This window comes from Streptomyces stelliscabiei (assembly GCF_014873495.1).
Lineage (GTDB): Bacteria > Actinomycetota > Actinomycetes > Streptomycetales > Streptomycetaceae > Streptomyces > Streptomyces bottropensis.
On sequence record NZ_JADBGF010000001.1, the window covers coordinates 4,164,430 to 4,179,787 of the forward strand.

Genomic DNA, 15,358 nt, shown 5'->3' on the forward strand with positions numbered 1-15,358 from the left:
TGCACTTTGGCAACAGCGTTGCTTAAGTGGGCGCCATGACAGGCACCAGCACAGGCAGAACCCCTCGCGTCGCGCTCGTCGGCTACGGCCTCGCCGGCTCCGTCTTCCACGCCCCGCTGATCGCCGCGACGGAAGGCCTGACCCTCGACACGGTCGTCACATCGAACCCGGAGCGGCGGGCCCAGGCCCGCGCCGAGTTCCCGGAGGTGCGGTTCGCGGCCACGGCCGACGAGCTGTGGAGCCGGGCGGACGAACTGGACCTGGTCGTCGTCGCCTCCCCGAACAAGACGCATGTCCCCGTGGCCACCGCCGCCCTGGAGGCGGGCCTCGCGGTCGTCGTCGACAAGCCCGTCGCCGGAACGGCGGCCGAGGCGCGCGAGCTGGCCGCCCTCGCGGACTCCCGCGGCCTGTTCCTGTCCGTCTTCCAGAACCGCCGCTGGGACAACGACTTCCTCACCCTGCGAGGGCTCCTCGCCGACGGCGAACTGGGCGAGGTCCGCCGCTTCGAGTCCCGCTTCGAACGCTGGCGCCCCCAACTGAAGGGCGGCTGGCGCGAGTCCGGCGATCCCACAGAGATCGGAGGTCTCCTCTACGACCTGGGCAGCCACGTCGTCGACCAGGCCCTCACCCTCTTCGGCCCCGCCGCGCTCGTGTACGCCGAGTCGGACCTGCGCCGCCCCGGCGCCGAGACGGACGACGACACGTTCATCGCCGTCACCCACGCGAACGGCGTCCGCTCCCACTTCTACGCCTCCGCCGTCACCCCCCAACTCGGCCCGCGCTTCCGCGTGCTGGGCTCCGAGGCGGGCTACGTCAAGTACGGCCTCGACCCCCAGGAGGCGGCCCTCCGCGAGGGCGAGCGCCCCGTCCCCGGCGCCGACTGGGGCGTGGAGCCCGAGGACCTCTGGGGCCACGTCGGCGCCGGCGACTCCCCCCTGACCGGCGGCGGCCGCCCCGTCCCGACCCTCCCCGGCGACTACCCCGCGTACTACGCGGCCGTGGCCGCCGCCCTGCACGGCACCGGCGAGAACCCGGTGACGGCGTACGAGGCGGCCGCCGCGCTGGACGTACTGGAGGCGGCACGCAGGTCGGCGCGCGAGGGCGTGGCGGTGAAGCTGTGACGACCGACGCGAACGCCCCCGCCGCCCCGACCATCGAGGAACTCGAAGCCCAGGAACGCCGTTTGGTGCTCCCCCGGTTCACGCACGACGACGCCTGGGCGCTGGGCTCCCTGCTGGTGGAGCTGGCCCGCGAGGGCGAGGCTCCGGTCGCCATCGACATCCGACGCGGCCCCCAGCAGCTATTCCACGCGGCCCTGCCCGGCTCGACCCCGGACAACGACGCCTGGATCGACCGCAAACGCCGCGTGGTGGAGCGCTACGCCCACGCCTCCTACCTCGTCGGCGCCCGATTCCGGGCCAAGGGCACGACCTTCGAGGCCTCGTCCCGCCTGGACCCCGACCGGTACGCCGCCCACGGCGGTTCGTTCCCGCTGGCCGTGGAGGGAGCGGGAGTGATCGGCACGGTGACCGTCTCAGGTCTTCCCCAACTGGAGGACCACGCCATGGTGGTGGAGGCCCTGGAGCGCTTCAAGGGCACGCTGTAGGCGCGGGGTTCGGGCCGCGCCCCCAGCCTTTTGTCTTTGTCTTTTGTCTTTGTCTTTGTCTTTCAGGGGCGTGGGGAACTGCGCGACAAGCCACGACGAACCCGCAGCCGCCAACGACCCGCAGTCCCCCCTCGGTTACCCGGCACCCGAGCGGAGCGCCTACGCGTCCCTGAACTCCTGCCTCTGCCGCCCGAGCCCGTCGATCTCCAGCTCGACCACGTCCCCCGCCCGAAGGAACGGCTTGGGCTCGGGCTCCCCCAGCGCCACGCCCGCCGGCGTCCCCGTATTGATGACATCCCCGGGGTACAGCGTCATGAACTGACTGACGTACCGCACGACCTCACTCACCGCGAAGATCTGCTCCCCGGTCGTCCCGTCCTGCTTCAACTCCCCGTTGACCCAGAGCCGAAGCCCCAGCTTCTGCGGATCGGGAACCTCGTCCGCGGTCACCAGCCACGGCCCCAGCGGATTGAACGTCTCGCAGTTCTTGCCCTTGTCCCACGTGCCGCCGCGCTCCAGCTGGAACTCCCGCTCGGACACGTCGTGCGACACCGCGTACCCGGCGACATGCGCGAGCGCCGCCTCACGCGACTCGACGTACCGGGCCGTACGCCCGATCACGACCGCCAGCTCGACCTCCCAGTCGGTCTTGGCCGACCCGCGCGGCACGAGGACCGTGTCGTGGGGCCCGACCACGGTGTCCGCCGCCTTGAAGAAGATCACCGGCTCGGCGGGCGGCTCGGCCCCCGTCTCGCGCGCGTGGTCGTGGTAGTTGAGCCCGATGCAGACGATCTTGCCGATACGGGCGAGCGGCGGCCCGACGCGCAGCCCCGCCGCGTCCAGGGCGGGCAGCTCACCGCTCTCGGCGGCGGCCCTGACCCGCCCGAGCGCCTCCTCGTCCGCGAGCAACGCGCCGTCGATGTCCGCGACGACGCCCGACAGGTCCCGCAGGACTCCCTCGGCGTCTAGCAGCGCGGGCCGCTCCGCACCCGCCGTACCGACTCGCAGCAGCTTCATGATGGCCATCTCCCTCGGTCGTCCGCCGCCCGACCGATGGGTGCAGCCATCGGAGGACTGGTCGATCGTCCAAGGTCACGGTCCACTCCGCAATACCCGGTTCACGTAGTGGACCGCCCTGCTCGCCCGGCTCGTAGCCGCCCGTCCCCGCCCGCCGCCCGCTACCGCGCCGTGGCGGTCGACGAGGCACCGGTGCCGGTACCCGCCGCGGCCCCGGCCGCCGCCGGCAGGGGGTAGAGCAGCGCCCGCTCCACCGCGCTCCACGTCGTACTGGTCACCACGTACAGCGCGGCCGCCAGCGGCACCACCGCCACGCTGAGCAGCGTGAAGAAGGACATGAACGGCATGAACTTGCTGACGGCCCCCAAGCTCGCCGCCATCCCGGGCAGCTGCTCGTCCGACCCGGCCGGCAGACCGGCCGTACCCGCCGCCATCATCCGCTTCGTACGGCGGAAGTTGAAGGTCGCGACCCCCGCGACGATCACGAAGAGGCCGACGTAGACGAGCCCCTGCGGCCCGAGCACGCCGCCGTGGCCGAGCGCGTCGGCGAAGCGGTCGCCGAGCGGGGCGGCGAAGAGGCGGTGGGTGAGGAGCGCGTTGGCCTCGCCGCCGATCGTCCGGTTGGAGAAGAGGTGGTAGAGGAGGAAGAAGGCGGGCAGCTGGCAGAGGCTGGGCAGGCAGCCGGACAGCGGCGACACCTTCTCCTTGGTGTGCAGCTCCAGCATGGCCTTCTGCAGCTTCTCCGGGTTCTTCGCGTGCTTCTTCCGCAGCTCCGCGATCTGCGGCTGCAGGGCGATCCGGGCCCGCTGCCCCCGCGCCGCCGCCCGGGACAGGGGGTGCACGAGCAGTCGTACGAGCGCCGTGAACAGGACGATCGCGAAGGCCGTCGCGGAGGCGTGGAACAGCGGCTGGAGCAGATCGGCGAGGTGTCCGACGAGGTCGGCGAAAACGGACATGGGTGGGAGCCCTCCAGGGGGTCTCGTCGTGCCAGGGACCCGTCCGTCCGGGACGGATCGGGGTCAGGAACCGGCGCGACGGCCCGCGCGAGGAGCACGTGCCTGGGAACAGCCTGCACAGCTTGCACAGCTGGGAACAGAGGAGGCGTGCCCTACGCGGTGGCCGTCAGGAGGGCGTGTCCGGGCGCCCGGGGCCGCGTACGGCCGCGTGCGTCGGGATCGCGTTGGGGCAGGAACGCCGTACGGCGCTCACGGTCCCGTATGGCCGTCCGTACGCGGGTACGAGGCACGACGGGGGCGCAGCGTGAGGCGATCACCGCACAGGCGGCGAACGCGGATCCGGCGGCGGCGGTCGCGGCGAAGGCGACGGCCGCGGAGAGCGTGCCGGTGTCGAGGACGGCGACCTCGAAGAGGAACAGCAGCAGCACGGCGGCGGGACGCAGGTCGATCCAGCTCCGGATCATCGCCACCCCTTCCTGCTCCGTGCTCTGGTTGCCGCACCGCGCTCTGTCGCACACATGCTCTCATCTGAGCCGCACCGAGCGTAGCTTCCCCCAGACTACGAGGCGGTACGTCGAGGTGTACGCGGGCGTGCAGGTGGTGAGCGTGAGGTAGTGGCCTCGCTCGGCGTACCCGTACGACGGCCGCACGTCGCTGCGCGGGACGGGCCGCAGAACCCCGCGGTCGCCGGGTGCGGTCTGCGGGAGCGTCCGGTCGACGACGTAGGTGTGGACGGTGTCCCGGGTCTCGATGTGGACCTCGTCACCGGGCGCGAGCCGGTCGAGGTGGCGGAAGGGCTCGCCGTGGGTGTTGCGGTGCCCGGCGAGGGCGAGGTTGCCGGGCCGGCCCGGCTGCGCGGTCCCCGGGTAGTGCCCGACGTACCCGCTGTCGAGGACGTCCGCCCGGCCGACCCCCTCGGCGACGGGCACGCGGAGGTGCAGGCGGGGGATGGCGAGGACGGCGTAGGCCCTGGCCGGGTGCTCCCGCTCCCCCCTTCTCTCCTCCCGCTCCCCGCTCCCCTCCGTGTCCGCGCCCCACTCCCTCTCCAGCGCGGCCACCTCGCGGGCCGCACTCTCCTGGGCCTGCCGGTTGGTCCACCACAGCTGATGGGCGAGAAGGAGCAGGAGGACGAGCCCGAGGGTGACGGCAGCCTCGGCGGCGACCTGGAGCGCACGGAGGTGGGCGACTTTCATCTCCCCTTCTCACAACCGTTGAAAGAAAGAGGAGAAAGCGCTGTCACACCTCTCGACAACCTCACCTTTCACCCCTGACTCTTCCGATGTCGCTACAGAGCAGTTGTCCCCACTGATGTCCCCCTGAGCAGTTCGGAAGGTGGCCGGTCCCCCAGCCCCACCTTTCCCTCCCCTCGGCACCCGCATCCCCCGGAGCTGACATGACTGCATCCCCCGAGCCCACGGACGACCGGACGAGACCGGCCGCGCAGACCCCGTCGGCCGAACGCCCGCCGGCCGCCTTCGGCCGCAGAGCCCTCCTCGCCGCGGCCGGCGGCGCGGTGGTCGGCACGGCCCTCGGCACCGGCACGGCCCACGCGGACGCGACCATCGCCGTCAACCCGGCCACCAAGTACGGCACTTGGGAGGGCTGGGGCACCTCCCTGGCCTGGTGGGCCAACGTCTTCGGTGCCCGGGACGACTTCGCCGACCTGTGGTTCACGACGAAGACGACGACGTACAACGGCACGGCCCTGCCCGGCCTGGGCATGAACATCGCCCGCTACAACCTCGGCGCGTGCAGCTCGAACTCCATCAACGGCGAGTCGATGGTGAAGTCCCCCAACATCCCCGCCTTCAAGCAGATCGAGGGCTTCTGGCAGGACTACACCAACGAGAACCCGACCTCCTCGGCCTGGAAGTGGACGGCGGACCCGAACCAGCGCGCGGCCCTGACGAAGGCCGTGGCGCGCGGGGCGACGACGGAACTCTTCGCCAACTCCCCCATGTGGTGGATGTGTTCGAACCACAACCCCTCGGGCGCCTCCGGCGGCGGCAACAACCTCCAGACCTGGAACTACCGCCAGCACGCCTCCCACCTCGCGGCGGTGGCCCTCTACGCCAAGAACAACTGGGGCGTGAACTTCGCGACGGTGGACCCCTTCAACGAACCGGCGTCCTCCTGGTGGACGGCGACCGGCACCCAGGAGGGCTGCCACATGGACCCGGCGGTCCAGGCAGCCGTACTCCCGTACATGCGCAGCGAGTTGGACGCGCGCGGCCTGAACTCGGTCCGCATCTCGGCCTCCGACGAGACGAACTACGACACGGCCCGCTCGACGTGGAACTCCTTCAACTCCGCCACGAAGGCCCTGGTCAGCCAGGTGAACGTGCACGGCTACCAGGGCGCGGACGGCCGCCGCGACCTCCTCTACACGGACGTGGTCACCACCGCCGGCAAGAAGCTCTGGAACTCGGAGACGGGCGACAGCGACGGTTCGGGCTGGACCCTCGCGCGGAACCTCTGTTACGACTTCCGCTGGCTGCACCCCACGGCCTGGGTCTACTGGCAGGTGATGGACCCGACGGCGGGCTGGGCGATGATCGCGTACGACCAGAACACCCTCCAGCCGACGACGGTCCAGACCAAGTACTACGTGATGGCCCAGTTCAGCCGCCACATCCGCCCGGGGATGACGATCCTGGACACGGGCTCCAGCTTCACGGCGGCGGCGTACGACGCGGCGGCCAAGCGCCTGGTGATCGTGGCGATCAACACCGCCTCCTCCGCCCAGACCTTCACCTTCAACCTCGCGAACTTCACGACGGTGACGGGCGGCGCGAACGGCCTGGTCCCCCGCTGGAACACCCACACCTCGGGCGGCACCGACCGCTACCGCGCGTACTCGGACACGCGCCTGAGCGGCAAGACGGTGGCGGTGCCGTTCGCGGCGGGCGCGGTGCAGACGCTGCAGATCGACGGGGTGACGATCTAGAAGGACCGGCGCGCGGGCCGGAGGGCGCCGGCCCGCGCCCCATGTGCCCCTGGCCCCACCCCCGGGAGAGAGCCGAGGCAAAGGTGGGGAGGTGGGAGGGAGCGCGCCCCTGGCCCGCTCCCTCCCACCTCAGCCCGTACCTCACCTCCATCCCCCTACCTCCCCCACGGGCAGTACGGTGTCGTCCATGCGCCCCGACACGCCTGCCGAGAACGTCGACCACAACGCCGAAGCGGCACGCCTGGAGCGGACCGCCGACCTCTACCCCGAGGACGCCGAGCACCTCCTCCTCCAGGCCGCCGCCCACCGCGAACTCTCCGGCGACCGCCCCACGGCGACAGCCCTCTACGACCGCCTGCTGTCCTCCTCCACCCCCCTGGACAACCCCCACCTCGTACGAGCGCTGAAAGCGTCCAACCTCTGGGAGTACGGCCACGAGGCGGAGGCCCGCGCGATCATCGACGGCGTCCGCGCGGCGGCCCCCCGCGACCCGGCCCCCTGGGTGATCGTCGCCGAGGCCCTGGAGGCCCACGACGAGCTGGAAGCGGCCCAGGACACGTTCACGGCGGCCGTGACCCTGCTGCTGACGGACGTGGCGGAGCCCCCGTACGCGACCCGCGCGCTGCTGTTCGGCCGCCACCGGGTCCGCCGCATGCTGGGCGCGATCCACGACGAGTGGGACGCCCTGGCGGACACCCAGCACTCCTCCTCGGTCTCCCTGGACGAGCTGCACGACCCGAAACGGGTCTGGTCCCTGGGCTCGGACAACCCGGCGGAGCTCCAGGCCGAGATCTCCCGCCTGCGCGCGGAGCTGGGCGCGTACCGGGAGGCTTTGTCCCGCCCGTTCCCGGTGGCGGTCCTGCACTGGCCGGCCGGCGAACTCGCGGAACTGATCTCGGCCTACCCGGGCCTGACCGCCGAATACCCGTCGCACGAGGAGCACCTGGCGACGATAGAAGCCTCGCTACGGGAACTGTCGACCTCCGGCACCCCGAACCTGGGCATCGTCACCGGCACGGTCCCGTCCTACGAGGCCTTCGCAGCCTCGGAGGGCTCATCCCCGGCCGACGCGACCCTGCTCCCGCAGTACGCGACGACTTTGGCTGCGCGGGGGTTGGCTGTGGAGTGGCCGCCGCAGCGGGGAAGCGCGTGCTGGTGCGGCTCGGGCCGACCGTACGAGACGTGTCACGGCGCGTAGCCGCAACCACTCCCACTCACCGCAAGCCGCCAAGCAATCCCGGCGTGCTTGCGAGACGCGAACGCGCCAGGCACCCCGCCCCACAACCCAGCCGACCTCGCCTCACCCAACCTGGACCACGCACCCTTCCGGGCCGCTCGCCCGCTTCTCCCCCCTCGCCGGAGCGGCCCGGGTCAAGGGTGGCCCGAAGGGCCATCGCCGCAGGCGACACGCAGCGCCCTTGAGGCGGGCCGCGGAGGCGCGACACTGCCATGAAGCGAGCGGCCCAACGGCACCTCGACAACCCTGTCCCCGCTCACGCCGCCATCTCGATCACCAAGATCCGGAGCGGCTGCCCCTTCCGCTGTGGTGGAATCGAGCTGCAACCGACCGGACCGAGCCGCGATCGTGAGGCACAGCCGCCTTGAGCACGATGAAGCCGTTGTCGCCCGCCGTCTCCGCACGCATGAGCAGGCAGGTCAGCAAGGACACGGCCGCCGAACTGGCCGTTCGTCGCCTGCTCCACGCTGCCGGGTTGCGCTACCGCGTGGAGTTCCCGGTCCCGGGCATGGCTAGACGCCGTATAGACGTGGCGTTCACCCGAGCCAAGGTGGCCGTGCTGATCGACGGATGCTTCTGGCACGGTTGCCCTGAGCACGCCACGCAGCCGAAGTCGAACGCAGAGTGGTGGCGCAACAAGCTGGACCGGAACATGGCCCGCGATCGGGAGACTACGGAGCATCTGACCGCGGCGGGGTGGACGGTGCTGCGGTTCTGGGAGCATGAAGCCCCTGAGGAAGTGGCCGTGCGGGTGACCGCAACAGTGGAACGACGTCTGACAGAGGGCACGAAGGGACGTGAAGCGTGGGGGGACTGACCTTTGTGGATGTGTGCTCCGGAGCTGGTGGCCTAGCCCTCGGCCTGGAGCGGGCGGGATTCGAACCGCGTCTGCTGCTGGACGAGGACGAGGTGGCCGTCAGGACCTTGAAGGCCAACCGGCCTCAGTGGAACGTACTCTGCGCCGATCTGCTGGACTTCGACCCGGCCGAGCACCCCATGAGCTACGACGTGGATCTCCTCGCGGCAGGCCTACCACGGGTGAAGTCGAGCGCGACCACCGAGCGGACAGATTCGGACAAAGAGGAAGAATTGCTGAGGGCGACCGTTCTGCTCGCCCATGCGATCAAGCCTCGGGCCATCCTCATCGAGAACGTCCCCGGGCTCGCCGACTCGGACAGGTACCAGCCCTTTCGCGACTTCGCCCGGGTCGAACTCGCCCATCTGGGATACGAGTTCAGTTGGTTCGTCGTCAATGCGGTCGACTTCGGCGTACCGCAGAACCGGAGGCAGGGAGTCCTCGTAGCAGTCGAACAGTCGCTGGCCGAAGCGTTCCGGCAGCCGACGCCCACGGTGAGCGAACCGGCTACGGTCGGCGTCGTTCTGGGGCCGTCCATGGCCGCACACGGGTGGCAGGATGCTGCGCGCTGGGCCGCCCAAGCCGATCAACCGGCTCCGACATTGGTCGGAGGCTCGAAGAACCGAGGCGGCGCCGACCTCGGCCCGACGGGCGCCAAGCGCAAGTGGGCGACCATGGGTGTCAACGCACACACGGTGGGTGACCGAATTCCCGGTCCGGACTTCGTATGGGATCCCGAGCTCGGCAGGGACAACATGGTGAAGATCACGACTGAGCAGGCCGCGCTGTTGCAGGGTTTTCCCGAATCATGGCAGATCGCCGGACTCAAGACCGCACGATATCGCCAGGTCGGACACGCGACACCGCCGCCCGTCGGAGAGGCTCTGGGGCGAGCCGTCGCCGAGGCGTTGAACCGGGATCCGGCAGCCTCCCCGGCCGGCTAGACTTCCGCCACATGACCAGCACGGCGCCACACCAGTCCATCCTCGACAAGCCTTTTGTCCTGGATCTCTTCGCGGGACCCGGAGGGCTGGATGTCGCGGGGCACACTCTCGACATCCCCAGCCTCGGCATCGAGTGGGACAGGAGCGCCTGTCTCACTCGATACGCGGCCGGGCTGGAGACGCTGCACGCCGATGTGAGCGCGGTCCGCAGAGACTCCTTCGAGTCGCTGCCCCCTGAGATCAATGTGCTGGCCGGTGGACCTCCCTGCCAGACCTACTCCGTTGCCGGGCACGGCGCCGGCCGTAAGAACCTGAACAAGGTCAAGGAGTACATCGAGCGACTGACGGCAGGCGAATCCGACGAGACGATCGACGAGGACCTGAAGACTCTCAGCGATCCACGCACCGCGCTGGTCCTCGAACCACTCCGATACGCCCTCCAGGCGACCAGAAGTCCGAACCGCGGCAGGCGCCCGTACGACGTGATCGTCCTGGAACAGGTCCCGGCGGTCGAGGAACTCTGGCACCACTACGCCAAGGTGCTGCAGGAAACGGGTCTTCCCGACGGCACCAAGTACAAGGCCGTCGTCGGCCTCCTCAACACCGAGACCTACGGCGTCCCTCAGAAGCGATCACGGGCGGTACTGATCGCTCGTCGTGAAGGACTCGATACGCCGTCACTTCCCAAGCCGACCCACCATTCCTACGAGGCCAAGGCGTGGAATCGTAGGAACGAAGATGATCAGGCCGCACCGAGCCAGGTTCATCAGCCGACCTTCGACGAGGACTCGGCGACCTTGGCGGAAGAACACGATGCAACCGATGACGAAGACCTGCAGCCCTGGAGGTCGATGGGTGACGTGCTTGCCGAACCGGTGGGCACACACCCGGGACGCGACACTCCGTTCCTGGTCCGCTCGAACTACGGCAGCTCCGGAATCCCCGGAAGGCGTGGAGTTCGGAGCGATCGGCAACCCGCGTTCACCGTCACCGGTCGCATCTCCCGCTTCGTGGTCTTCCAGCACCTCGACGCGAACTTCGTCTACGAGGGTGCGCGGTTCAGCATGAACGAGGCGGGGATGCTGCAGAGCTTCCCACCCGACTACCCCTGGTCCGGTAAGGCACAGGCGCAGCAGGTAGGCAATGCCGTACCCCCCCTGTTCGGGGCGCACCTGCTGAGCGCCGCGCTCGGGCTCCCCACACCGGACGCTGCTGCGCTGAGCAAGCCGTGGCCGGCGGCCACGGAGGAGCAGCGGGCCAAGTTGCGGAGTCACGGCTGCGGGGCGGCGGACGACTGCACCGCCAGGTGCCCGCGCCCGGAGGACCAGGCGCCGGCACCCTCCTCCGAACGGCCGCGCCGGAAGAAGAACTAGCAACACCGTTCGCGGGTACGGCTGTTCCTGGGCCGGCAGCCACGGCCGGTCAGTCCACGCTCTTCCTGCCCCGGACCGGCGCGGTCTCGAACAGCTCGGCGAAGTACTCGGTGAGTGAGGCCACGGACTTCTCCGGGACAGGATCCTCGTCGGGTCCGTCCGGGAGATGACGTCGATCAACCGGTGGTGCCGATGCGGCCTCCGCGATCCAGTCCCGCAGACGAGCAGGGTCCCTCGGCTCGTCCCGTGCGAGGACGTCGTACACCAGCGTCGCTCCGGCCGCATTGATCGCGACACTGAGGCCGAAGATCTCTCGCCCGGTGGTGATCTTCCCGCCTATCAGAAGACGGACGAGAGCCTGGGCAGTGGGACGATGGTCGATCAACTCCATCCGGAGAACCGTGTGGATGAGGTCCTGATTCCCACAGGCCGCGACAACCGGCTCGTAGTCCGGCCCGTTCCTGAAGAGTTCTGCCGCCCACCACAACCGGGAGAAGCACTGGCGGTCGGCCGGGCCCCGGAACCGTTCTGCGGCGATACGCCTCTCCGGCCGCTTCGCCGACGGCTCCGACAGGTGACGCCATGCGACGTAATCGGGAGCAACCGCCAAGGCGAGGTGGTTCCAGAGACGTTTGTCCGCCGCCTCCCGCCGTGTCAGACGCAGGGTGGCATGGAGGCGTGGCGCGAGCCACGCGTCAGCGCGGGTGCGGTCCGCCCGGAACTCGTACATGGCGTCCTCCACCAGGCTTCGGATCGGCTCGACCGACCACCTGGCGTCGTCCTCCGGGAGCGGCTCGACGACCTTGGCGAGATCGATGCCGCCATGCACCTGTTCGCCTCTCAGCAGCTCCTCCGTGAGGAACGGGTCGACGGCCGAGGTGGCGAGCAGCGCCAAGCGCTCCGGAACGTAGCTCGGTGCGGTGATCACGTCTCGCTCTCCCTGTTCATCTGTTCAAGACTGCGGATGGCGTAGGCGAGCGCCTTGTAGGCATCGGCACGGCGCACCGCCGCATAGTGGATGCGGGTCTGGAGCTCCACCCAGCCCGATTCGCCGGTACGTCGTCGATGCACCTGCCGTAGGGCCTCCTCGACGTGCACGCCGGGGATCACGTCCGGGAGCATCTCCCGCAGCACCTCGCCCTGCCAGTCGGTCGGGAACACCGGACCGCCCCCGGGCTCCATCTCCAGATCACCGATGGCGCCGTGGAACACCGCGGTCCAGACATCGGTGGCCATCTGGGCGACCAGAAGGTCTCGCACCTTGCTGTCCACTCCGGAGCCGTTGCTGTCCAACAGCCCTATGACTCCCTCGACGTCCGTGTTCACGAACACGGTGGGAACTCTGGTCGAGGTGTCCACGATCCAGGGAGCGTCCGCGTACGCCTGCAACCACTCCCGGGCACTCTTCTTGAACGAGGCTTTCTGGACGTCCAGTTGAAGGCCGCGAACCGGCTCTTCAGAGACTGTGTCGACGATCCAGCTCCGGTCGGTCTCCGCGATCGAGCGACCGGGTACCTCGTCCACCGTCCCGACGGCGTACACGGCGAGGGAGGCCCGACCCATGTGGTCGTCGCGGAACACTTCAAGGGAGCCCGACCAGTCACGACCGTCCTCCGCGTCCCGTGTGAGAGGCACAGAGGTGCGGACATTGGTCTCGCCGTCCGTCAGAACGGCGAGGACCTTCAGGTCGGACCAGGCGGCGTCCGGTGCATTCGCCCCGGGCGGCAGCGTCGCCGAGAGGCCGACCGTGGCGCTCACCCAGTCGGTGTGGCCGGCGATGCCGAGGGCGACCGTCTGCTGCTGGGTGGAGTAGGCGGTGGTCTCCAGTTGGTCGCGGGTGCCATCGGCGAGCTTGAGGGACACCGAGGTCACCCTGAGGACGACCGGCCGGTTGAGCCGCTTGTAGGGGTAGATCTTCACGTGCTCATTCCCCCTTGCCGGCGCGGAGTTCGACAACGAGACGCGTGAGCGCCGTCCTGACCGGGTGGCTGGTCACGTCGGTGGATCCCCGGAACTTCGCGCGACGGGTGCCGGGCGCGAAACGCAGGATGCCGTCCTCCACCTCACAGCCCTCTACCGCCTCCAGCTCGGCCCAGTCCAGTTTCGGGCGTCCGCCCGAACGCACGTCGAGTTGGGCGACCGGCGCCATCGGAACGATCTCGTCACCACGCGGGATGCTCACCTCCGCGGTGATCCTCCACTCCCCGTCGTCGCCAACTGTCGCATCAAGCCCGTCCAGGACCGGAACCACCGGTCCGGAAGGTGCCTTGGCCTTGGGCTTGGGCTTCACGGTCAACGCCTTGCGCAGAGCCTCACCGCCTTCGCTCCGGTTGGCGCGCTTCGGCCGCGCGACGAGTTCTCTCACCGCACTGTTGACCTCGGCGGTCAGCGTGTTGATCCGCCGGTACGCGGAGGGCGACCAGCGCAGGGTCAGCTCCTCGGTCTGCCCCCAGCGATCGTGCTCGGGTGGTTCCGCCGCGCGCAGGAACTCCTCAGCCTCCTTCGCGAAGGGCGCGGCTTCGCCGGCAGCCTCACCCACGAGCAGTACGGCCTGGAACAGGTTCGTGCCGAGCGGCAGGTTGGGGACCCCTGCCGTCTTGACGGTCATGCGGTTACCCCGTAGCGAATGCACCTGGTTCTTCGTTCCGCCTTCGCTCTCGGCGTCGTTGACCGACTCGGTGACCAGCAACACCGCTTGGTGTGTCCCGAGAGTGCCTCTGGCGCCTCCCGACAGCGGTAGCTTCAGCGGCACGTTTCGCGCCGCCACCTGGCCGGCCTCGACGAGCCTGTCCACGGTGGTGCCTTCGTAGTGCGCGCGCAGGGCACGGGTCCGTGCGGGCTGCTCGGCGGACGGGTCGACCTGCTTCTCCGGGACGATCACTTCGCCGTTGCGAAGGGCTCGGACGGAGACCTCCAGGAGGGGAAGCCGGTTGCCCCCGGCGGTCATCGCGGCCCAGAAGTCGCGGCCCAGCGCCTCCACCAGGCGTCGGTGCATCCTGCGGATGTCGCGCGTGTCCTCCGCGCTCTCCTCGTCCCTGGCCTCGTCCTCGGCGTCGACCCCGTTCTCCTCCAGGCTGGCCACGTCGTGCGCGCCAACGATGAGGAAGGAGGTACCGGGTTCGTCGCTCTCCCGGGCGAGATGCAGTCGCGCGACGGTCTCCTCGTCCGCCCACCAGGAGCGGGCGACCCTCGCGCCGGGAGAGTCGGGATCGGGGCGCCCCAACCAGGCGGGACCCGCGTACGACTCACCGTCCACCTTGCGCCAGGGGAGTTCGAGGCGCCCGATGACCCGTCGCTCGGTACGACCCTCGTGGGGCTCGGACAGAGTGGAGTTGATGAGTACGAGTCCCAGGGCGCTCGTGGCCCACAGGGTCGCCTTGCCGAGGCCGTACGAACCACCCGCGCTGTGCCCCGACTTGAGACTCTCCAGTTGCCGCCTGACCACAGCGGCGAACTTGCCGTCCTCGTAGTCGTCCCCGGTGAGCCCCGACGCGTTGTAGTCGTCGACACGCAGCAGGACCAGGCGGCCCTTCTCGTACATGTCGCGCACTCCGGCGTCCACGACCCGGCCGACCTTCTGACTGCCCGCCCCCTCGGAGACCGCGGAGTAGTGCGGAAAGAGATCGTTCCAGAGGATCGTCTCGCGGAAGGCGTCGAGCGTCTCGCCGGTCAGCTCGTGCAGGGTGTAGCGGACCCTGACAGGTCGGCCGTTCTCGGTGAGGCGCTCGTCGAGGCTGTTCTGACAGGTCTCTCGGGCGAGTACCTGCACGTCGGCGTCGAACGCGAAGGCCGCGGCGTTGCCCAGCTCACGACCGCCGTCGGGGTATCCGGGACGGTGGTACCAGGTGATCGGCAGACCGGCCTGGGTGTCGGTGGTACGGGTGTGCACCGTGCCGACGTCGGTGCCGAGCGCCTTGGCGATCTCCACCATGACGGTCGGGCGGGGGGTCGACCTTCCGGTGATCCACGCGGAGATGGCGGCCCGCGTCAGCTTGAGTTCCTGGGCCAGTTCGGCCTGTGTCTTCCCCGCGAGCTTGAGCTGACGGGCCAACCAGGGCCCGAACTCTTCACCTGTGTCCAACCCGTGCCACCCGCTCTTCCCTCGGCGTCGCCTGCGGCGCGCAGGCTGACCAGGAGGCTAATTTGACGCGACGAACGTTGTCAACCAAAAGTTGATCGGATCGAGGCGCCAGGATCACTTAGACCGATGGGCTGGGATGCCCGACTTTCACACACTTTGGGCGGATTCTCGAATGTGGAGGGTTCAATTCCCCGGCAACGAGAGGCAGTTGGGTTGACCCCCACGATCGACATCCGATAGGATTTTATGGACGGCATAGCTCTCGTCTCGCCCGGGAACTCGAAAAGTCGAGCGAACCAGGCGACCCTGTCAGAAGTGTGTCCAAAATCGACCGGCAAGCA

The 15,358-nt window shown here is 69.5% G+C and carries 13 protein-coding genes and 1 pseudogene; 7 read left to right on the forward strand and 7 right to left on the reverse strand.

The genetic code is table 11. The features are described from left to right. The first annotated feature begins 35 nt into the window (after positions 1 to 35). Together H4687_RS18400 and H4687_RS18405 are read left to right on the forward strand one after the other, a co-directional pair. Positions 36 to 1,121, forward strand: a complete 1,086-nt coding sequence (locus H4687_RS18400; RefSeq protein WP_046915992.1) for a Gfo/Idh/MocA family oxidoreductase — start codon at positions 36 to 38, stop codon at positions 1,119 to 1,121. Next, the gene (locus H4687_RS18405) at positions 1,118 to 1,606 is read left to right on the forward strand and encodes a heme-degrading domain-containing protein (RefSeq protein ID WP_046915993.1); all 489 of its coding nucleotides are present in this window, start codon (positions 1,118 to 1,120) and stop codon (positions 1,604 to 1,606) included. Before H4687_RS18400 ends, H4687_RS18405 begins: the two co-directional genes overlap by 4 nt. A gap of 159 nt (positions 1,607 to 1,765) precedes the next feature. Here H4687_RS18405 and H4687_RS18410 read toward each other — a convergent pair whose 3' ends face one another. From H4687_RS18410 to H4687_RS18425, 4 genes are all read right to left on the reverse strand, one after another. Next, complete coding sequence (locus H4687_RS18410; protein ID WP_046916014.1) at positions 1,766 to 2,623, reverse strand: fumarylacetoacetate hydrolase family protein; 858 nt, start codon at positions 2,621 to 2,623, stop codon at positions 1,766 to 1,768. A gap of 161 nt (positions 2,624 to 2,784) precedes the next feature. Further along, on the reverse strand, positions 2,785 to 3,579 hold the full coding sequence (locus tag H4687_RS18415) for a YidC/Oxa1 family membrane protein insertase (RefSeq protein ID WP_046915994.1): 795 nt from the start codon (positions 3,577 to 3,579) through the stop codon (positions 2,785 to 2,787). Positions 3,580 to 3,731: 152 nt separating this feature from the next. Then, positions 3,732 to 4,043 carry a DUF6412 domain-containing protein gene (locus H4687_RS18420; protein ID WP_046915995.1) on the reverse strand — a complete coding sequence of 104 codons (312 nt, stop codon included), beginning with the start codon at positions 4,041 to 4,043 and terminating at the stop codon, positions 3,732 to 3,734. A 60-nt stretch (positions 4,044 to 4,103) separates the two neighbouring features. Then, a complete protein-coding gene (locus H4687_RS18425) occupies positions 4,104 to 4,772 on the reverse strand; it encodes a class E sortase (protein WP_046915996.1) in 669 nt (222 codons plus the stop codon). Between the two features lie 200 nt (positions 4,773 to 4,972). Here H4687_RS18425 and H4687_RS18430 point away from each other — a divergent pair, with 200 nt between their 5' ends. The 5 genes from H4687_RS18430 to H4687_RS18450 all read left to right on the forward strand — a co-directional run bounded on the left by H4687_RS18430 (position 4,973) and on the right by H4687_RS18450 (position 10,936). Continuing rightward, positions 4,973 to 6,526, forward strand: a complete 1,554-nt coding sequence (locus H4687_RS18430) for a glycoside hydrolase (protein ID WP_046915997.1) — start codon at positions 4,973 to 4,975, stop codon at positions 6,524 to 6,526. Positions 6,527 to 6,713: 187 nt separating this feature from the next. Further along, complete coding sequence (locus tag H4687_RS18435) at positions 6,714 to 7,724, forward strand: SEC-C domain-containing protein (protein WP_046915998.1); 1,011 nt, start codon at positions 6,714 to 6,716, stop codon at positions 7,722 to 7,724. A gap of 445 nt (positions 7,725 to 8,169) precedes the next feature. Continuing rightward, a complete protein-coding gene (locus H4687_RS18440) occupies positions 8,170 to 8,580 on the forward strand; it encodes a very short patch repair endonuclease (protein WP_046915999.1) in 411 nt (136 codons plus the stop codon). Then, positions 8,568 to 9,563, forward strand: a complete 996-nt coding sequence (locus tag H4687_RS18445) for a DNA cytosine methyltransferase (protein ID WP_046916000.1) — start codon at positions 8,568 to 8,570, stop codon at positions 9,561 to 9,563. Before H4687_RS18440 ends, H4687_RS18445 begins: the two co-directional genes overlap by 13 nt. 11 nt (positions 9,564 to 9,574) lie before the next feature. Next, on the forward strand, positions 9,575 to 10,936 hold the full coding sequence (locus H4687_RS18450) for a DNA cytosine methyltransferase (protein ID WP_046916001.1): 1,362 nt from the start codon (positions 9,575 to 9,577) through the stop codon (positions 10,934 to 10,936). A 49-nt stretch (positions 10,937 to 10,985) separates the two neighbouring features. Here the strand turns inward: H4687_RS18450 and H4687_RS18455 are convergent, their stop codons facing one another. The 3 genes and pseudogenes from H4687_RS18455 to H4687_RS18465 all read right to left on the reverse strand — a co-directional run. Then, positions 10,986 to 11,864: a DUF6339 family protein gene (locus H4687_RS18455; protein WP_046916002.1), complete on the reverse strand. Its 879-nt coding sequence runs from the start codon at positions 11,862 to 11,864 to the stop codon at positions 10,986 to 10,988. Continuing rightward, positions 11,861 to 12,856, reverse strand: coding sequence for a hypothetical protein (locus H4687_RS18460; protein WP_046916003.1), 996 nt, complete (start codon positions 12,854 to 12,856; stop codon positions 11,861 to 11,863). Before H4687_RS18460 ends, H4687_RS18455 begins: the two co-directional genes overlap by 4 nt. A 4-nt stretch (positions 12,857 to 12,860) precedes the next feature. Continuing rightward, positions 12,861 to 15,035: pseudogene (locus H4687_RS18465) on the reverse strand (helix-turn-helix domain-containing protein); the annotation flags it as partial. Positions 15,036 to 15,358 lie beyond the last annotated feature (323 nt).